The sequence below is a fragment of the Pseudomonas sp. GV071 genome (assembly GCF_003050835.1).
Taxonomy (GTDB): Bacteria; Pseudomonadota; Gammaproteobacteria; order Pseudomonadales; family Pseudomonadaceae; genus Aquipseudomonas.
The window spans coordinates 338799-357050 of sequence record NZ_QAOJ01000003.1; the positions used below are offsets into that span (position 1 = coordinate 338799).

Genomic DNA, 18252 nt, shown 5'->3' on the forward strand with positions numbered 1-18252 from the left:
TCTCGCAATAAAAAACGCCAGCATTCAGCTGGCGTTTTTTATTCAAGAGCACCGAGTTCCCTTGTGGGAGAGGCCGGTCCGGCGTCCCGGTCAGCCTCGATGCTTTTCAGCTTACTCCGCGACCTTCTCGTCCTTCTTCACCTTGAACCACGCCGCATACAACGCCGGCAGGAACAACAGGGTCAGTGCGGTGGCCACAATCAACCCACCCATGATCGCCACGGCCATCGGCCCGAAGAAGGTGGAGCGCGACAACGGAATCATCGCCAGCACCGCCGCCAGGGCGGTCAGCACGATGGGCCGGAAGCGGCGCACGGTGGCGTCGATGATGGCATGCCAGCGGTCGTGACCGGCACTGATGTCCTGCTCGATCTGGTCCACCAGAATCACCGAGTTGCGCATGATCATGCCGGACAAGGCGATGGTGCCGAGCATGGCAACAAAGCCGAACGGCTGGTTGAACACCAGCAGGAACAGGGTCACACCGATCAGCCCCAGCGGCGCGGTGAGAAACACCATGGCCGAGCGCGAGAAGCTCTTCAGCTGCAGCATCAGCAGACCCAGCACGACCACTATGAACAGCGGAATACCGGCGTTCACCGAGTTCTGCCCCTTGGCCGAGTCTTCCACCGTGCCGCCTACCCCCAGCAGGTAGCCATCGGGCAACTTGGCGCGCACGCCGTCGAGGGTTGGCAGGATCTGTTTGACGATACTGGCCGGCTGCTCTTTGCCATAAATGTCGGCGCGTACGGTGACGGTCGGCAGGCGATCGCGGTGCCAGATAATGCCTTCTTCGAAGCCGTACTTGAGCGTGGCGATCTGCGACAACGCGACACTTTTGCCATTGTCGGTGGGCACCGACAGGCTTGGCAGCAACGCCAGTTGCTGGCGCTCACGCACGGTGCCGCGCAACAGAATTTCGATCAACTCGTTGTCTTCGCGGTATTGGCTGACGCTGTTACCCGACAGTGCGCTTTGCAGGAAGGTCGACAGACTGGCACTGGTCACGCCCAGCGCACGGGCGCGCTCCTGGTCGATGCTCAAGTACACCACCTTGCTCGGCTCTTCCCAATCCAGGTGCACGTTGGTGACATGGGGGTTTTCGCGCACGCGGTCGGCTACTTCGCGGGCCAGCGTGCGGACTTCGTCGATATGTTCGCCGGAAACGCGGAACTGCACCGGGTAACCCACAGGCGGACCGTTTTCCAGGCGGGTGATACGTGTACGCAGGGTCGGGAATTCGCTGGCCAGGGTTTCGATCAGCCATTTGCGCACGGCTTCGCGGTCTTCGATGGTCTTATTCAGCACCACAAACTGGGCGAAGCTGGCGGCGGGCAATTGCTGGTCCAGCGGCAGGTAGAAACGCGGCGAACCGGTGCCCACATAGGCCACATAGTTGTCGATGCCGGGGTGATCCTTGAGCAGCGCTTCGAGGTGACGAACCTGCTCTTCGGTGGCCTTGAGCGAAGCACCTTCGCTCAACTTCAGATCGACCATCAGCTCCAGCCGCCCGGAGGACGGGAAGAACTGCTGCGGCACGAACTTGAACATGAAGATGGAGCCGGCGAACAAGGCGATGGTCAGCACGATCACGGTTTTGCGATGGCCCACGCACCACTCGATGGCGCCACGCACGCGCTGATAGAACGGCGTCGAGTAGGGGTCGTGGCCTTTCTCGCTGCCGCCGTGTTTGGCGGCATGCAACTTGGCCAGATCCGGCAGCAGTTTTTCGCCGATATAAGGCACGAAGATCACCGCCGCAATCCACGACACCAACAGGGCAATGGCCACCACCTGGAAGATCGAGCGGGTGTATTCGCCGGTGCCCGATTGCGCGGTGGCAATCGGCAGAAAACCTGCGGCGGTGATCAAGGTGCCGGTGAGCATCGGGAACGCCGTGCTGCTCCAGGCGAAGCTCGCGGCTTTGAACCGTGAGTAGCCCTGCTCCATCTTGATCGCCATCATCTCGATGGCGATGATCGCATCGTCCACCAACAGCCCCAACGCCAGCACCAGCGCGCCAAGGGAGATTTTGTGCAGGCCGATGCCGAAGTAGTACATGGCGGTAAACGTCATCGCCAGCACCAGCGGAATCACCAGCGCCACCACTAGGCCGATGCGCAGGCCGAGGGAGAAGAAGCACACCAGCATGACGATGGCCAAGGCTTCCACCAGCACCTGAACAAACTCGCCAACCCCGGTTTTCACCGCCGCCGGTTGGTCGCTCACCTTGCTCAGTTGCATGCCGGCCGGCAGCGTTTGCTGCATGCGGGCGAACTCTTTTTCCAGCGCCGTGCCCAGCACCAGAATGTCGCCGCCCGGCTTCATCGACACCGTCAGGCCAATCGCGTCCTGGCCCATAAAGCGCATGCGCGGTGCGGGTGGGTCGCTGAAGCCACGGTGCACTTCGGCGACATCGGAAATACGGAAGGTACGGTCGCCGACCCGAATCGGGAACGCCTTGATCTCATCCACCGACTCGAAGCGGCCGGTCACCCGCAGTTGAATACGGTCGCTCGGCGTCTCGAAAAAGCCCGAGGCGGCCACGGTGTTCTGGTCTTCCAGGGCTTTTTGCACGGCTGCCAACGGTAGGCCGAGGGTCGCCGCTTTGACGTTGGAGAGCTCGATCCAGATTTTTTCGTCCTGCAACCCCAGCAGGTCGACCTTGCCCACATCCTTGACCCGCTGCAGCTGCAGCTGGATGCGGTCGGCATAGTCCTTGAGGGTGGCGTAGTCGAAACCTTCGCCGGTCAGGGCGTAGATGTTGCCGTAGGTGGTGCCGAATTCGTCGTTGAAAAACGGCCCCTGAATGCCCTGCGGCAGGGTGTAACGGATGTCGCTGACCTTCTTGCGGATCTGGTACCAGAGCTCGGGAATTTCCCGGGAATTCATCGAGTCGCGGGCGAGAAAGGTCACCTGCGATTCACCGGGTCGCGAGAACGAAATAATCTTCTCGAACTCGCCGGTCTCCATCAGCTTTTTCTCGATGCGCTCGGTGATCTGCCGCGACACTTCTTCAGCGCTGGCGCCCGGCCAGTTGGTGCGGACCACCATGGCCTTGAAGGTGAAAGGAGGGTCTTCACTCTGGCCCAACTTGGTGTAGGAAAGGGCGCCGACAATCGCCAGCAGTAACATCAGGAACAGCACGATCTGCCGATTGCGCAGCGCCCATTCGGATAGGTTGAAGCTCATCCGTGCTTACTCCTGCGCTGCCAGTTTGACCGAGCGATTGGCGTGGTCGACGGGCCGCACTTCCTGGCCCTCACGCAGTACCTGGACGCCCGCGGCGACCACCCAGTCCTTGGCCTTCAGGCCTTCGAGCACCGGCACCTGGTCTTCACCATAGGGGCCGACTTTCACCTTGCGGCGTTCGAGCTTGGAGCTTTTCGGATCCACTACCCAGACATAGGGCTGGCCACCTTCGGCGCTCAGTGCCGACAGCGGCACGGCCAACGGTACGTCACCGGCCACGGGCACAAACACACGGGCGCTCTGGCCGAGGTCGGCCGGCACGTTGTCGGCAGTGAAGGACACGCGCGCGGCGTAGGTCCGCGATTGCGAATCGGCCGCTGGCGACAGCTCACGGATACGGCCGGCGAAACGTTTATCCGGCCGCGACCACAGTTCGACGAACACCTCCTGGCCAATGCGGAAGCGCTCGATGCTGTGTTCCGGCAGGCTGATCACCACTTCGCGCTCGCCATCGACGGCCACGCTGAAGACGGTCTGGCCGGCAGCAACCACGTTGCCCACTTCGACCACGCGGCGCGAAACCACGCCCGCCTGAGTGGCACGCAGCACCGAATAACCGGCCTGGTTGCTGGACACATCGAATTCGGCCTTGGCCTGCTTAACCCGGGCTTCGCCGGCGCGGTAGAGGTTTTCGGCGTTGTCGTATTGCGAGCGGCTGGCCATCTGCCGATCGAACAGGGTTTTGTAACGGTCACGCTCGCTGCGCACCAACTGCAGGTTGGCGCTGGCCGCAGCCACTTGCGCGCGCTGGGCCTCGAGCTGCAGCTGCACGTCTTGCGGATCAAGTTCAGCCAGGGGCTGGTCTTTTTTCACCCGCTCGCCCACATCCACCAAACGTTTGCTGACCTTGCCGCCAATGCGGAACGCCAGGTCCTGCTCAAGACGGGCGCGCACCTCACCGGGATAAGTGTCGGCCGTTTCCCCCGCCGGTTGCGGCTGCACGACCAGGGCTGGACGTGGCGGCACCTTCACTTCTTCAGGGGTGCCACAGGCGGCAAGCAGGAGAACAAGGGACGCAGGTAAGGCGAGTGGCAGGACATGGCGGAACATGATGTATGACCTTTCGCGAATTAAGGCTTTGAATAATTGTACTGGCGGGTATAGTAAAAATAGCAAACTCGCCAGTCCAGTAATAAAACGCGAAATGTCTGACAAACTATTACCGCCTAGCGGACCGGGTCGCCCAAAAGACCTTACGAAGCGCGCAGCCATTCTGGATGCCGCTAAAAACCTGTTTCTGCGCCTCGGTTACGACGGTTGCAGCATGGATGCGATTGCCGCCGAGGCCGGAGTTTCCAAGCTCACCGTCTATAGCCACTTCACCGACAAGGAGACGCTGTTCTCCATGGCCGTACGCGCCAAGTGCGAAGAGCAATTGCCGCTGGTGATTTTCGAGCTGCTGGAAACCGCGCCCATCGACACGGTGCTACTCAACATTGCCAAGGCCTTTCATTGCCTGGTGAGCAGCCGCGAATCGATTGAATTGCACCGCGTGATGATTGCCTTGGGCGCTTCGGACCCGAAGCTGGCCAAGCTGTTTTATGAATCAGGGCCGCAAGTGGTGCACGAGGAAATGACCGGCCTGCTGCAGCGCGCCGATCAGTTGGGCAAGTTGCAGATTGAAAACCCGGAACTGGCTGCCGAGCATTTTCTCTGCCTGCTCAAGGGCGGCATCAACTTCCGCCTGCTGATCGGCTGCAATGCCGAAGACGACATTTGCTCGAGCGAAGAACAGATTGCCGATGCGGTGCAGATGTTTGTGCGGGCGTATTTGCCGAGGTAAGTCGCCCTTCATCCCTGTAGGAGCGGCTTCAGCCGCGAGCTTTTTGGTTGTTGAGGAAGATCAAAAACATCGCGGCTAAAGCCCCTCCCACAAAAGCCCGTTCCACAAACATTGGTGGCGGCTTTAGGCTTTCAGCGCTTTTTTCGGGTAGATGTCATACCGGCTGGACTTGCCATCCAGCGCATAGCTGGGCTTGGGCCCGCTGATGATCGGTGCCTTGCGTGGGCGCTTGACCACCACCCGGTGGGTAGCCAGGGCCAGGGCGGCCTCCAGCAGCGCCGGGGCGTCGAGGTCATCGCCCACCAGCGGGCGAAACAGGCGCATTTCCTTTTTCACCAGCGCGCTCTTGTCGCGGTGCGGGAACATCGGGTCGAGGTAGATCACCTGTGGCGCCTCCCCTTCCCAGGCCTGCATCAGCGCAATGGCATTGCCCACCAGCAAACGCATCTGGCTGACGATCGGGCCCACTTCCTCATCGCCTTTGGCACGACTCAAGCCGTCCTCCAGCAAGGCCGCAATCAGCGGTTGGCGCTCGATCATCGCCGTCTGGCAGCCCAGGCTGGCCAACACAAACGCATCGCGCCCCAGCCCTGCGGTGGCATCCAGCACAAACGGCCGCACCCCCGGCTGCACGCCAACGGCCTTGGCGATCATCTGCCCGGTACCGCCGCCAAACAAACGCCGATGGGCCACTGCGCCTTCGACAAAATCCACCCGCACCGGCCCTGGTGCCTGTGGGCCGAGGTCGCTCAGTTGCAGACCGTCGTCGCCCAGTTGCAGGGCGAAGTCCGCCTCGCCTTCCAGCGGCAAACCCAAGCGCGCCGCCCATTGCGCCAGCGCCTCGGTATAAGCCGGGGCCAGTGCTTCGGCACGCACAACAACGCTGGGGAGGTGGTCACTCATGGGCAAACGACTCGAACAAAACAGGGGCACGGCATTCTAGCGGCAGAGGCGAAACAAACCCATGTCCAGGTGGAAATGATCGTGGTGGGCGGCGTTGTAGTCCGGGCTCAGGGTGACGTGAAACGCCTGGCAGGCGGCGTCCCGCGCCAGACGCAGAAAACGCGCGTCGTCACCCTGGCCGTTCCAGTCCCGGGCCACGGTGATCCGGCGGCCATCGGCCAGGCGAAAGCCGGCGATGTCCAGGGCATTGGCGCTGGCATGCTGACTGCGCCGCGCGCTGCTGCCGATATTGCGGCAAGCGAAGCTGCCAAGGTGGTCGATGCGCGTGACCTTCTGGCCGAACACCTGTTCGGCCGCCGGTTGCAGGCCATGCCGCTCGTACAGGGCGAAGGCCACCGCCAATGGGCAGGTGGCGATAAAGCTGCTGCTGAATGCCACGGCCGAGCCCTGCACGCGCAGCACACTGCTCAGCGGACAGTCGGCAGTGGGCGCGTTGTCGGCCAATGGCAGGTAACGCACTGGCGAGGTGTCCAGCGCCTGGGCGCACAACTCGCGGTTCTGCCCCAGGCGCATCATTTTCCAGGGCGTCAGCCAGTTCGGCGCCAGGCGTACGTCCAGCGGCGCCCAGGGGTTCCATTGCGGCGGCACCTGCCACCAGCCGCGCCATACCGCGAACGGCGCGGCGCCAAGCACCACAACCACCAGCAGGAGTTTGAACAATCGCCGCACGGTCAGCCCTTGAACAAGTCGTTCATTTGCTGGAACGGCAGCGCCCGCTCGGCGTAGGTAAAGCGGCCGTTTTGCTGAATGTCCTGCGCGGCGCGGAAGAACTCGCCGTAGGCAGCACGGGCCAGGGACGAACCGACACTGATGCGTTTGACGCCAAGATCCTGCAACTGCGCCACGGTCAGGGTCACACCCGCCCCACCCATCAGCACATTCACCGGCTTGGGTGCGACGGCGCGCACTACGGCCTCAATCTCTGCCACCGAACGCAGGCCCGGGGCAAACAACACATCGGCGCCAGCCTCGGCAAACGCCTGCAGGCGGCGGATGGTGTCGGCCAGGTCGTTGCGGCCATGCAGCAGGTTTTCTGCGCGGGCAGTGAGGGTGAAGGGGAATGCCAGGCTGCGGGCGGCGGCGACGGCCGCCTCGATGCGCTCGACCGCCAGCTGTAAGTCATAGATCGGCGCATCGGCGCGGCCGCTGGCGTCTTCAATGGAGCCGCCGACCAGTCCCACGGCAGCAGCGCGGTGGATGCAGGCAGCGCAGCCTTCGGGGTCATCGGCAAAGCCGTTTTCAAGGTCACCGGCCACTGGCAGGTTGGTGGCGGCAACGATGGTTTGGGCATTGCTCAGGTTTTCTTCAACGGAAATTGCGCCTTCGGCATCTGGCCTGCCGAGGGAAAACGCCAGCCCCGCACTGGTGGTGGCAAGTGCCTGATAGCCGAGGCTGGCAAGCATTTTTGCCGAGCCCGCATCCCAAGGGTTAGGAATGACAAAGGCGCCGTCGGCGGCATGCAATTGCTGAAAAGCGTGAGCACGAACAAGCTGCGCTGACATGGAGAGCTCCCTGCTGAATGAAGGCGAACCCTACAACAGACCGAGCTGTTCGGCAGCCGGTTCGACCGCTAATTCGGCCAATGCCGGCAAGCCAGGCAGCAGCACCGTCAACTGCTGGTGGAAACGACGCGCCAGTTGTGCGGCCAGGATGTTGTCGGGCGTATGCAAAAACACGTATGGCGTGCGGCCCTCTTCAATCCAGTCGGCGACCTTCTTCAGCCACGGCTGCATAAACGGATCGTTGGACGCCAGTTCGGGGTGGCCAATAAAGCGCAGTTGCGGAAACTGGGTGAAGGCCGCCGGCCGCGTGGGCAGACGGGGTTTCTTGGCTTGTGCATGCAGCACGGCGGGATCGCTGGAAATGCAGCTGAACAGTGCCCGCGAATCCAGACACAAGCGCTCCACTTCATGGCCCAGCAGCAAGCGGTTAAGCGCCCGCTCCTCTTCGCCCTTGGCAAAAAATGCCGGGTGGCGGACTTCCACGGCCAAGGGGACTTTCAGCTCGGCGAGAAACCCGGCCAACTCCGGCAAACGCGACGGCCCGAAACTGGCAGGCAGCTGCAACCAGAAGGGTGCAACGCGCTCACCCAGCGGCTTGAGCAAGGTGACAAAGTTCCGGGCCGCGTCGAGTTGCGCGTACAGATCGGCGGTATGACTGATATCGCGGGGCAGCTTGGCGCAAAAACGAAAATGCGCCGGCATCTGCTCGGCCCAGCGCTGCACGGTGGCTGGCGAAGGCTGGGCGTAGAAGGTGGTGTTGCCTTCGACGGCGTTGAAGACCTCGGAGTACAGACCTAGAAAGTCGGCGCTACGGGCGGCATCGGGATACAGATCGCCGCGCCAGGCGGTTTCACTCCAGGAGGGGCAGCCGAGGAAATAGGGAAGCATTGGCTATTCCGAAAAAATCAGCGGGCCATAGTGGTCCAGAAAAGCTCGCGGCTAAAGCCCCTCCCACAGGAAACGAGTTGTTTGTGGGAGGGGCTTTAGCCGCGAGATTTTGCTTCTAGGCGTAGGTGTCGAGACCTAGCACCTGATTGGCGTCGGCTTCGTTCGAGTAGCTGGCGGTGCTGGCATAGCTGGCCAACGCCTGTTGGGCGCGGTTACTGACGCCGCTGCGCTGCACCAGGACATCTTGCGAACGCGCCGGCAGGCTGTCGCTGCTGGCATTGCTGGCTTGCACACGGCGTTGCTGCGGGGTGCTTTCGATACCTTGAGTGGTCGACGGGGTGGCAGGAACGTCCTGACGGGCCTCTTGCGCGCGCTGAACCTCACGGAAAGGCGTGACCGCGCTCCCCGGCAACGGGGTGCGTTCTGGCGTGTAAGAGGAGGTAAAACCGTCGATCCGCATTACTGCTCAAACTTCTCGTTCAGACGTATCGGAATTTGCTGACATACAGTGGCCATTCGCAACTATCGCCAATGTATGTGTCGCGTATGTAACCAGACTGGATACAGAAGCGCAATTGGCCGTCAGTCGGCGGACCGCTTGGGTGCTGAACGGTTACGGCGCGGCTTTCGGGGTGGCCACTTTGTCTCGCAGATACACCGGCTGTGCCTGGTCCGCCGGCAGCGCCTCGCCACGGGCCCAGGCGAACTGCGCCAGGCTCAGCAGATCGAGGGCATGGGGCAGCATCGCTGGCTCCTGGCCAATCACTGTCACCGGAATGCGTGGCGCAAACGTGCCCCAGCCGGTGCCGGCGCCAAACCATTCGCCGCTGGCGTCGCGCGGCAGGCTGGCCTGCTCAGGTGGCAACACCGCCTCCAGCCCGGCCAGGCGCATTTCGCCCTGCTCGGCTCGGTAACAACCCCAATACACTTCGTCCATCCGCGCATCGATAGCGCTGGCGACCTGTTGGGCGCCATGCTCGCGCAGCGCGCGCTGGGCCAGCACGGCCAGGTTGGACACGGGCAGCACCGGGCGATCCAGGGCAAAGGCCAAGCCCTGCACCACACCGATGGCGATGCGCACGCCGGTGAAGGCGCCAGGGCCACGGCCGAAGGCGATGCCATCCACCGCCGACAGGGCGATACCGCCTTCAGCCAGCAGGGTCTTGATCATCGGTAGCAGGCGTTGGGCGTGCAGGCGCGGAATCACCTCGTAGTGGCTCAGCACCTTGCCGTCGTGCAGCAAGGCAACGGAGCAAGCTTCGGTTGCGGTATCCAGGGCCAGCAGAGTGCTCATTGGTCGATCCAGGGCAAAGAAAAACGGGGCGCAGTATAAACGCCAACGGCCCGCAAGCGGGCCGTTGGTTGATAAAGCTAGCTCACTCAGCTCAGTGCTGCGAGAACCTTGGCAGTGATGCCTTCCACCGAACCGACACCTTCAATGAAGCTGTACTTCGGGGTGCCTTCAGCGGCCGACAGCTGCTGGTAGAAGTTCACCAATGGTTTGGTCTGGTCGTGGTAGACCTTCAGACGGTTGCGCACGGTGGCTTCGGTGTCGTCAACGCGCTGCACCAGCTCTTCGCCGGTGACGTCGTCTTTGCCTTCCACTTTGGGCGGGCTGTAGATCAGGTGGTAGACGCGGCCGGAGTCGGCGTGAACACGACGGCCGGAGATGCGCTGCACGATCTCTTCGTCGTCTACCGAAATTTCCACCACGTGGTCAATCTTCACGCCAGCGTCCTTCAGGGCTTCGGCCTGAGGAATGGTGCGTGGGAAGCCGTCGAACAGAAAGCCGTTGGCACAGTCTGCTTGAGCGATGCGCTCTTTGATCAGGCCGATGATCAGGTCATCGGAAACCAGACCGCCGCTGTCCATCACACCTTTCACCTGCAGACCCAGCTCGGTGCCGGCTTTAACCGCAGCACGCAGCATGTCGCCGGTGGAGATTTGTGGAATGTCGAACTTTTCGGTGATGAAGCGAGCCTGGGTACCTTTGCCGGCACCGGGCGCTCCCAACAGAATCACGCGCATCTCTGTGCTCCTCAAGATTGAATAGAACTCGTCGGATTCGCCTCGTGGGGCCAATCTCGGTATAGGTCCCGGCAGCACGGAGCGGCCAAAAGGTTGCTCAAGATACACAGCGCACCGGCACCGCACAAGCCACCGAAAGTAGGAGGGAATGGGGCCATTGGACGCACCTGGAACGCCGTCCTCAGGCCCCTCGCCCACTCCTCAACCGGTGTTGCGCAACCCCGCCGCGATGCCTGCCACGCTGACCAGCAAGGCCTGCTCCAGAGGGCTGTCCGCCTGGCGCTCGGACTGTCTAGAACGGGCCAGCAGCTCGGCCTGCAAGAGGTGCAGCGGGTCGAGGTAGGTGTTGCGCACGGTGAAGGCCGACAAGGTCTGCGGGCTGTGGGCCAACAGCTGTGACTGGCCGGTCAATGCCAGCACACAGGAACCCGCCTGCGACAATAGGTCGCGTAAATGCGCACCCAGCGGTCGCAGTTGCTCCGTGACCAGGCGTTCGTCATACAAACGGGCGATATCGCCGTCGGCTTTGGCCAAGACCATCTCGAGCATGTCGATGCGGGTGCGGAAGAACGGCCAGTGCTCGCGCATCTGCGCCAGCAGCTCACCTTCGCCACGCTCCAGGGCGTTGCCCAGCGCCTTTTCCCAACCCAGCCAGGCCGGCAGCATCAGGCGGGTCTGGGTCCAGGCGAAAATCCACGGAATGGCGCGCAGGCTTTCCACCCCACCTTCCCGACGTTTGGCCGGCCGGCTGCCCAACGGCAGGCGCCCGAGTTCCTGTTCCGGGGTGGCCTGGCGGAAGTACTCGACGAACTGCGGGTGCTCACGCACCACCGCGCGGTAACCGGCCACGCCATCGACAGCCAGCCTGCCCATCAGCTCGCGCCAGGCTGGTTCCGGTACCGGTGGCGGTTGCACCGTGGCCTCCAGTACGGCGGCCAGGTACAGGTTGAGGTTCTGCTCGGCAATGTCCGGCAAGCCGAATTTGAAGCGGATCATTTCGCCCTGCTCGGTGGTGCGGAAACGCCCCGCCACCGAGCCCGGCGGCTGCGACAGAATAGCCGCATGGGCCGGGCCGCCGCCGCGGCCGACGGTGCCGCCGCGGCCATGGAACAACAGCAGTTCGACCTGGTGCTCGCGGCACACATTCACCAGCGCTTCCTGTGCCCGGTACTGGGCCCAGGCGGCAGCTGTGGTGCCGGCGTCCTTGGCCGAGTCGGAATAGCCGATCATCACTTCCTGCGGCCCATGCAGCCGCGAGCGGTAACCGGGCAGCCCGAGCAGACGGTCGATGGCCGGGCCGGCGTTTTCCAGGTCAGCGAGGGTTTCGAACAGCGGCACCACGCGAATCGGCCGTTGCAACCCGGCTTCTTTCAACAGCAGTTGCACCGCCAAAACGTCCGAAGGCGCACCGGCCATGGAAATCACGTAGGAACCCAGCGAGGCCTGCGGCGCCTGTGCCACCACTTTGCAGGTGGCCAGCACTTCGGCGGTGTCGGCCGAGGCCTGGTAATGGGACGGCAGCAACGGGCGACGGTTGTTCAGCTCGCGCAGCAGGAAAGCCACGCGGGTTTCTTCATCCCATTCCTGGTACTTGCCCAGGCCGAGGAAGTCAGTGATCTCGCTCATTGCCGAGGCATGGCGGGTGGAGTCCTGGCGCACGTCGAGGCGTACCAGAAACAGGCCGAAGGTGGCGGCATTGCGCAGGCAGTCGAGCAGCGGGCCGTTGGCAATCACGCCCATGCCGCACTCGTGCAGCGAGTGGTAGCAGCGCTCCAGCGGCTCCAGCAGGTCGTTGTTGCTGTGCAGCACCGCAGGGCCAGGCAGTTGATCGCCATGCAGCGCGGCCTCGGCCCAGGCGCGGGTGGCTTTGAGGCGTTCGCGCAGCTGCTTGAGCAACGCGCGATAGGGTTCCACGCTGTCACCCACCAGTTCGCGCACCGCGGCATTGGCCTGCTGCATCGACAGTTCGCCGGCCAGGTTATCCACATCGCGAAGGTACAAATCAGCCGCCATCCAGCGCGCCAGCAATAACACTTCGCGGGTCACCGGGGCGGTGACGTTGGGGTTGCCGTCACGGTCGCCGCCCATCCACGAGGCGAAGCGAATCGGCGCGGCAGTCAGTGGCAGGCGCAACCCGGTGGCGGCGTACAGCGCGTCGTCGGCGCCGCGCAGGTATTTGGGCACGGCCTTCCACAGCGAATGTTCGATCACCGCGAAACCCCATTTGGCTTCGTCCACCGGGGTCGGGCGGGTGCGGCGAATTTCTTCGGTGTGCCAGGCTTCGGCGATCAGGCGGTGCAGGCGCTGCTTGACCTGGCTGCGTTCAGCGGGCGACAGGTCGCTGTGATCCTGGGCAGCCAGTTGCGCGGCGATGGCGTCGTATTTCTGGATCAGGGTGCGGCGTGACACTTCGGTGGGGTGGGCGGTCAGTACCAGTTCGATTTCCAGCCGGCTCAGGTGACGGGCCAGCACTTCGGCACTGTTGCCGTCGTTTTTCAGACGCTCCAGCAGCTGCGGTAGCACCTCGGTTTCGAAGCGCGGTGGCTCCTCGGGCTTGAGGCGTCGCACCTGGTGATACTGCTCGGCAATATTGGCCAGGTTGAGAAACTGGTTAAAAGCTCGCGCTACCGGCAGCAGCTCGTCTTCTTTAAGGCTGTCGAGGGTACTGGTGAGTTGTGCCGCGCCTTTGGCAGAGCCCTGGCGTGCGGCCTTGGCGCCTTTGCGAATGCGCTCGATCTTGTCGACAAAACCGTCGCCACGCTGGGCGCCGATGGTTTCACCCAGCAACTCGCCGAGCAGGTGGACGTCCTCACGCAAACGCGCGTCGATTTCTGCCATTAGCACTTCTCCATTGCCGATCCATACCGTGGCTTGAGCTTAACCCGCCACGTCACGTTCGCGAGCACTGTCGCGGAAAGCGCCATCAACTTTCAAGGTTGCGACGAACGGGCCCGCTCGATTGCGCGGCCGTCTAGTCTCAGTCAGGTAGCCCCCGCCGATTACCCTCGACAACCGGGCCGAACGTAAATACCCAAAGCCATAGAGACTCACGAGGAATTTATGAAGATCCGCGAACTTGTTCGCCACTGGGAAAACTTCGCCACTGGCCGCCTGACCCGCAGCCCCTACCAGATCCACCTCGACGTTGAAGCGGCCGCACGCCTGGCGGCGCTGGCCGAGATGTACCCCAAGCGTCAGCCCGAAGAGTTGCTCGGTGAACTGATTGGCGCTGCCCTGGAAGAACTGGAAGCTGGCTTGCCCTATGTAAAAGGCACGCAGGTGGTGGCCACCGATGAATTGGGCGACCCGTTGTATGAAGACGTCGGTCCGACCCCGCGTTTCCTTGCCCTGTCGAAAAAACATTTGCACCTGCTGAGCGAGCAAGTCGACAGCACCAATCACTGATTTCTACCGACTTACATTTCCCCTGTAGGAGCGGCTTCAGCCGCGATGCTGTTGACCTGAAGAGCATCGCGGCTGAAGCCGCTCCTACAGGGAATGTGTGCCCCGCCAAAACCCCCGCTTTACCACCCGTCGTCAATTTTGTTGAACATTCTTTACACCGCCCCAGTCACAACCATAAGCCAGCGCATTTGCCATTAGCCGGCAATGTATAGCCATCGTCGGCTATCAATCGGTGATTAGCATGCATCTGGCAGGCAAGTTGTCTTGAGTGAAGACATCTGTGGAGAGACCCCAATGGAGCGGAATATCATGAAGACAAGCCCTGCTGTCACCCATCCCAAAGCCATACTGGCAGCGCTGGCCCTTGGCGGCACCTTGCTGCTGACCGGTTGTGCCGGCCACCCGCCAACCGAGCAATTCGCCGTGACCAACACCGTGGTCAAGAGCGCCGTAGCCGCTGGCGGCCCGGAGTACGCGCCGGTGCCGATGAAAGCCGCGCAGGACAAACTGGCCGCCGCCGAGACCCTGCTGCGTGATGACCAGTACGAACAGGCGCGCATGCTCGCCGAACAAGCTGAGTGGGATGCCCGCGTAGCCGAGCGCACCGCGCTGGCCAGCAAAGCGCAGAAAACCCTGCAGGACTCGCAACAGGGCGTTCAACAAATCCGCGAAGAAGGCGCTCGCACGCCGATCATCGTGCAGTAACACGCCCCGCGTTCAGCCCAGATAAGGACAATCCCTATGAACAAGTTGATTTCAGTTTCTGCCCTGTCAGTACTCAGCCTCGCCCTGGTGGCCTGCGCCTCCAAGCCCAACCCCAACCTGGACCAGGCCCATAGCAACTACTCCGCGCTGACGGCTCAGCCGCAGGCGCAAACCCTGGCCTCTCTGGAAACCAAGGAAGCGGCCGATATGCTCGCCCGCGCCGACCTCGCCTATGCCGACGGCAAGCCGCAGTCCCAGGTCGACCAACTGGCGTATATCAGCAATCAGCGCGTGGAAGTGGCACGCCAGACCGTGCTGCAAAAGCAGGCCGAGCAAAGCCTGGCCAATGCACCGGCGCAGCGTACCCAGGCGCAACTGGACGCGCGTAACCAGCAGGTGAACGTGCTGCTGCAACAGCTGCAGGCCAAGCAAACTCCGCGCGGCACCGTGGTGACCCTGGGTGATGTGCTGTTCCAGATCGACCGCGCCGAGCTGACCCCCAATGGTCTGCGCAACGTGCAGGAGCTGGGTAACTACCTGCAGCAGAACCCTACCAGCCAGGTGGTGGTAGAAGGTTTTACCGACAACACCGGCACCACCGACCACAACTTGCGCCTGTCGCAGGCCCGTGCCGACTCGGTACGTAGCGCGCTGGTGACCATGGGGGTTTCGCCGACCCGCATCACCACCCATGGCTTCGGCAAGGACTACCCGGTGGCCAGCAATGCCTCGCCGGATTCGCGCACGTTGAATCGTCGCGTTGAGGTGACCATCGCCAATGGTCCCGGTCCGGTTACGCCGCGCGTGTTGTAAGCCGCGAGCGCAATAAAAAATCCCGCTTTCGAGCGGGATTTTTTATCAGCGTTGCCATTCGCGAAGCGGGGTTTCCAGGAGTCGCGGCTGAAGCCCCTCCCACAGGAAATGCGATCGGGGTGGGAGGGGCTTAAGCCGCGATGCAGTTGATCCTAATGCCGTTTGTGCACCCCAGGCACATGCAAATGCCCGGCATCGATACAGGCCTCACTGGCCACCGCCGGCGGTGCCGGCTGTTCCAGCTCACGCAGAATCCCGCACGCCTCGCTGTTGCCGGTCACCTGGCAATGGGCACGCAAATCCCGCAATTGCTCCTGCAACGAACGCAGCTCGGTAATGCGTACTTCCACGTGGTGAATATGCTCGTCGATCAACCGATTGGCCGCCGCGCAGTCGGCTTCCGGTGCATCACGTAGCGCCAGGAGTTCGCGGATTTCCTGTTGGGTCATGTCCAGCGAGCGGCAGTGACGGATAAAGGCCAGGCGTTCGACATGCACCTGGGTGTATTGCCGGTAGTTGCCTTCCGAGCGCGCCGGTTCGGGCAGCAAGCCCTCGCGTTCGTAGTAACGGATGGTCTCCACCGGGCAGTCGGTGAGTCGCGCCAGTTCGCCAATTTTCATCCAGTGCCTCTCGCTGCTTGACTCTGTAGTAGCTACAGGGTGTGCAATCACCGCCATAGCGTCAACCCGTGATGTTTAAAAGGAGCGGCACCATGAGCCACGATCACCACCATTGTTGCGACCACCATCACGACACCCCGCCCCCGGCGGCTGCCGCGACGGTCAGCGGCGCCACCGGTGAGCTGCGTTGGAGCAGCCTGCGCATCGAGGCCATGGACTGCCCCACCGAAGAGCGCCTGCTGCGCGACGCCCTGGGCAAAGTCAAAGAAGTCGAAGCGCTGGAATTCAACCTGATCCAGCGCGTGCTGCGGGTGCAGCACCGCTTTGCCGAACTGCAGCCGTTGCAGCAATTGATCGCCACCCTGGGCATGCAAGCCGAGCCTGTGGATAAAACCACGCCAGCGCCAGCTGCGCAGCAAAAGCCCTGGTGGCCGCTGGCGTTGGCGGGTGTCGCGGCGTTGGTTGCGGAAATACTCGAGTGGACGCGCATAGGCCCCACCTGGCTGATCGCCCTGTTTGCCTTGGCCGCGATAGTCGGCGCCGGCCTGCCCACCTACCGCAAGGGCCTGATCGCCCTGAAAAACCGCAACCTGAATATCAATGCGCTGATGAGTATTGCCGTGACGGGCGCCGTGCTGATCGGCCAGTTTCCGGAAGCGGCGATGGTCAGCGTGCTGTTTGCGATTGCCGAACTGATTGAAGCGAAATCCCTCGAACGCGCCCGCCGCGCGATCCGCGGACTGCTCGACCTGACCCCGGCGCAAGCCACGGTGCAAGTAGATGGGCAGTGGCGCGAGGTGAATGTCGCCGAGGTCGCGCTGGGCAGCCGCGTGCGCGTGCGCCCGGGTGAACGCATCGCCCTGGATGGCCAAGTGCTCAACGGCCGCTCCAGCGTCAACCAGGCGCCAATCACCGGCGAAAGCCTGCCCGTGGAAAAAGCCCCGGACGACGTGCTGTTCGCCGGCAGCATCAATGGCGAGGGGGAGCTTGAATACAGCACCACCCGCGCCGCCGATGACAGCACCCTGGCGCGCATCATCCATGCCGTGGAAGAAGCGCAAAGCTCGAAAGCGCCAACCCAGCGCTTCGTCGATCGGTTCTCGCGCATCTATACCCCGACGGTATTTGCCATCGCCGTACTCACCGCCGTGCTGCCGCCCTTGTTGATGGGCGGCGCCTGGCTGGACTGGATTTACAAAGCCCTGGTGCTGCTGGTGATCGCCTGCCCGTGCGCCTTGGTAATTTCTACCCCGGTCACCCTGGTTAGCGGCCTGGCTGCCGCTGCGCGCCTGGGCATTCTGGTCAAAGGTGGGGTGTTTCTGGAGATGGGCCGGCAACTGGCCTGGGTCGCCCTGGATAAAACCGGCACCCTCACCCACGGTCGCCCGCAACAAACCGACGTGTTGCTGCTCGGCGAACAACCGCTCGCCCGCGCCCTGGCCGCCAGCCTGGCAGCGCGCTCCGACCACCCTGTGTCGCAGGCCCTGGCCCGTGCTGCCGCTGAAGAGCAGATCGAACTGCTGGCCGTGCAAGAGCTGATCGCCCTACCCGGTCGCGGGGTCAAAGGGGTGATCGACGGCACGCCTTATCACCTGGGCAACCACCGCCTGGTGGAAGAATTGGGGCTGTGCTCCGCCGAGCTGGAAGCCAAGCTCGACACGCTGGAGCGCCAAGGCAAGACCGCCATTGTCCTGCTCGACGGCAGCGGCCCGCTGGCGCTGTTCGCGGTGGCCGATGCGGTACGCGAGACCAGCCGCGAGGCGGTGGCCGAGCTGCACCAGCTGGGGGTGAAAACCCTGATGCTGACCGGCGACAACCCGCACACAGCGGCGGCTATCGCCAGTCAGGTGGGCATTGATGAGGCGCAAGGCAACCTGTTGCCGGAAGACAAACTGGCCGAAATTCAGCGCCGCCAGGCCGGTGGCCAGCGCGTCGGCATGGTCGGCGACGGCATCAACGACGCCCCGGCCCTGGCCCGCGCCGACATTGGTTTTGCCATGGGCGCGGCAGGCACCGACACCGCGATTGAAACCGCAGGCGTAGCGTTGATGGACGATGACTTGCGCAAGCTGCCGGTGTTTATTCGCCTGTCCCGTCGCACCCATGCCGTGCTGGTGCAGAACATCGTGCTGGCGCTGGGAATCAAGGTGGTGTTTCTCGGCCTGACCCTGGCGGGCATGGGCAGCCTGTGGATGGCCGTGTTTGCCGATATGGGCGCGAGTTTGCTGGTGGTGTTCAACGGGTTGCGGTTGTTGCGAGTCCGCTTTGTGTAGGAGCGGCTTCAGCCGCGATC

The 18252-nt window shown here is 62.9% G+C and carries 16 protein-coding genes; 5 read left to right on the top strand and 11 right to left on the bottom strand.

What is annotated here, in order from left to right:
- Nucleotides 1-111 precede the first annotated feature (111 nt).
- A complete protein-coding gene (locus C8K61_RS08130) occupies nt 112-3192 on the bottom strand; it encodes an efflux RND transporter permease subunit (protein WP_108095721.1) in 3081 nt (1026 codons plus the stop codon).
- Between the two features lie 6 nt (nt 3193-3198).
- Nucleotides 3199-4302, bottom strand: coding sequence for an efflux RND transporter periplasmic adaptor subunit (locus C8K61_RS08135; RefSeq protein WP_108095722.1), 1104 nt, complete (start codon nt 4300-4302; stop codon nt 3199-3201).
- Nucleotides 4303-4396: 94 nt separating this feature from the next.
- On the opposite strand from C8K61_RS08135, the gene C8K61_RS08140 reads away from it, so the two are divergent.
- Complete coding sequence (locus C8K61_RS08140) at nt 4397-5035, top strand: TetR/AcrR family transcriptional regulator (protein WP_108095723.1); 639 nt, start codon at nt 4397-4399, stop codon at nt 5033-5035.
- Between the two features lie 123 nt (nt 5036-5158).
- Here the strand turns inward: C8K61_RS08140 and C8K61_RS08145 are convergent, their stop codons facing one another.
- From C8K61_RS08145 to ppc, 8 genes are all read right to left on the bottom strand, one after another.
- Nucleotides 5159-5938, bottom strand: a complete 780-nt coding sequence (locus tag C8K61_RS08145) for a class I SAM-dependent methyltransferase (protein WP_108095724.1) — start codon at nt 5936-5938, stop codon at nt 5159-5161.
- Nucleotides 5939-5974: 36 nt separating this feature from the next.
- A complete protein-coding gene (locus tag C8K61_RS08150; protein WP_108095725.1) occupies nt 5975-6673 on the bottom strand; it encodes an extensin family protein in 699 nt (232 codons plus the stop codon).
- Nucleotides 6670-7500, bottom strand: coding sequence for an oxaloacetate decarboxylase (locus tag C8K61_RS08155; protein WP_108095726.1), 831 nt, complete (start codon nt 7498-7500; stop codon nt 6670-6672). The genes C8K61_RS08150 and C8K61_RS08155 overlap by 4 nt, the downstream gene beginning before the upstream one ends.
- A gap of 30 nt (nt 7501-7530) precedes the next feature.
- A complete protein-coding gene (locus C8K61_RS08160) occupies nt 7531-8388 on the bottom strand; it encodes a DUF72 domain-containing protein (RefSeq protein WP_108095727.1) in 858 nt (285 codons plus the stop codon).
- 115 nt (nt 8389-8503) lie between these two features.
- Nucleotides 8504-8848 carry a hypothetical protein gene (locus tag C8K61_RS08165; RefSeq protein ID WP_108095728.1) on the bottom strand — a complete coding sequence of 115 codons (345 nt, stop codon included), beginning with the start codon at nt 8846-8848 and terminating at the stop codon, nt 8504-8506.
- 153 nt (nt 8849-9001) lie between these two features.
- Nucleotides 9002-9682: a tRNA (adenosine(37)-N6)-threonylcarbamoyltransferase complex dimerization subunit type 1 TsaB gene (gene tsaB, locus C8K61_RS08170; protein WP_108095729.1), complete on the bottom strand. Its 681-nt coding sequence runs from the start codon at nt 9680-9682 to the stop codon at nt 9002-9004.
- An 86-nt stretch (nt 9683-9768) separates the two neighbouring features.
- Entirely contained in the window at nt 9769-10416 is a 648-nt protein-coding gene (adk, locus tag C8K61_RS08175; RefSeq protein WP_108095730.1) for an adenylate kinase, read from the bottom strand.
- Nucleotides 10417-10617: 201 nt separating this feature from the next.
- Nucleotides 10618-13254: a phosphoenolpyruvate carboxylase gene (gene ppc / locus C8K61_RS08180; protein ID WP_108095731.1), complete on the bottom strand. Its 2637-nt coding sequence runs from the start codon at nt 13252-13254 to the stop codon at nt 10618-10620.
- Nucleotides 13255-13476: 222 nt separating this feature from the next.
- Between ppc and C8K61_RS08185 the strand changes: the two genes are divergently transcribed.
- From C8K61_RS08185 to C8K61_RS08195, 3 genes are all read left to right on the top strand, one after another.
- Nucleotides 13477-13821 carry a pilin assembly protein gene (locus C8K61_RS08185; RefSeq protein WP_108095732.1) on the top strand — a complete coding sequence of 115 codons (345 nt, stop codon included), beginning with the start codon at nt 13477-13479 and terminating at the stop codon, nt 13819-13821.
- 294 nt (nt 13822-14115) lie between these two features.
- Complete coding sequence (locus C8K61_RS08190) at nt 14116-14526, top strand: DUF4398 domain-containing protein (RefSeq protein WP_108095733.1); 411 nt, start codon at nt 14116-14118, stop codon at nt 14524-14526.
- Between the two features lie 36 nt (nt 14527-14562).
- Nucleotides 14563-15339: an OmpA family protein gene (locus tag C8K61_RS08195; RefSeq protein ID WP_108095734.1), complete on the top strand. Its 777-nt coding sequence runs from the start codon at nt 14563-14565 to the stop codon at nt 15337-15339.
- A gap of 152 nt (nt 15340-15491) precedes the next feature.
- Here the strand turns inward: C8K61_RS08195 and cadR are convergent, their stop codons facing one another.
- On the bottom strand, nt 15492-15959 hold the full coding sequence (cadR, locus tag C8K61_RS08200; RefSeq protein WP_108095735.1) for a Cd(II)/Pb(II)-responsive transcriptional regulator: 468 nt from the start codon (nt 15957-15959) through the stop codon (nt 15492-15494).
- A 71-nt stretch (nt 15960-16030) separates the two neighbouring features.
- On the opposite strand from cadR, the gene C8K61_RS08205 reads away from it, so the two are divergent.
- The gene (locus C8K61_RS08205; RefSeq protein WP_108095736.1) at nt 16031-18232 is read left to right on the top strand and encodes a heavy metal translocating P-type ATPase; all 2202 of its coding nucleotides are present in this window, start codon (nt 16031-16033) and stop codon (nt 18230-18232) included.
- Nucleotides 18233-18252: the final 20 nt, after the last annotated feature.

What these genes read in the sequence shown, in the direction of transcription:
- C8K61_RS08130 (WP_108095721.1), bottom strand. Translation starts at nt 3,192, where the DNA reads ATGAGCTTCAACCTATCCGAATGGGCGCTGCGCAATCGGCAGATCGTG.
- C8K61_RS08135 (WP_108095722.1), bottom strand. Translation starts at nt 4,302, where the DNA reads ATGTTCCGCCATGTCCTGCCACTCGCCTTACCTGCGTCCCTTGTTCTC.
- C8K61_RS08140 (WP_108095723.1), top strand. Translation starts at nt 4,397, where the DNA reads ATGTCTGACAAACTATTACCGCCTAGCGGACCGGGTCGCCCAAAAGAC.
- C8K61_RS08145 (WP_108095724.1), bottom strand. Translation starts at nt 5,938, where the DNA reads ATGAGTGACCACCTCCCCAGCGTTGTTGTGCGTGCCGAAGCACTGGCC.
- C8K61_RS08155 (WP_108095726.1), bottom strand. Translation starts at nt 7,500, where the DNA reads ATGTCAGCGCAGCTTGTTCGTGCTCACGCTTTTCAGCAATTGCATGCC.
- C8K61_RS08160 (WP_108095727.1), bottom strand. Translation starts at nt 8,388, where the DNA reads ATGCTTCCCTATTTCCTCGGCTGCCCCTCCTGGAGTGAAACCGCCTGG.
- C8K61_RS08165 (WP_108095728.1), bottom strand. Translation starts at nt 8,848, where the DNA reads ATGCGGATCGACGGTTTTACCTCCTCTTACACGCCAGAACGCACCCCG.
- tsaB (WP_108095729.1), bottom strand. Translation starts at nt 9,682, where the DNA reads ATGAGCACTCTGCTGGCCCTGGATACCGCAACCGAAGCTTGCTCCGTT.
- adk (WP_108095730.1), bottom strand. Translation starts at nt 10,416, where the DNA reads ATGCGCGTGATTCTGTTGGGAGCGCCCGGTGCCGGCAAAGGTACCCAG.
- ppc (WP_108095731.1), bottom strand. Translation starts at nt 13,254, where the DNA reads ATGGCAGAAATCGACGCGCGTTTGCGTGAGGACGTCCACCTGCTCGGC.
- C8K61_RS08185 (WP_108095732.1), top strand. Translation starts at nt 13,477, where the DNA reads ATGAAGATCCGCGAACTTGTTCGCCACTGGGAAAACTTCGCCACTGGC.
- C8K61_RS08190 (WP_108095733.1), top strand. Translation starts at nt 14,116, where the DNA reads ATGGAGCGGAATATCATGAAGACAAGCCCTGCTGTCACCCATCCCAAA.
- C8K61_RS08195 (WP_108095734.1), top strand. Translation starts at nt 14,563, where the DNA reads ATGAACAAGTTGATTTCAGTTTCTGCCCTGTCAGTACTCAGCCTCGCC.
- cadR (WP_108095735.1), bottom strand. Translation starts at nt 15,959, where the DNA reads ATGAAAATTGGCGAACTGGCGCGACTCACCGACTGCCCGGTGGAGACC.
- C8K61_RS08205 (WP_108095736.1), top strand. Translation starts at nt 16,031, where the DNA reads ATGTTTAAAAGGAGCGGCACCATGAGCCACGATCACCACCATTGTTGC.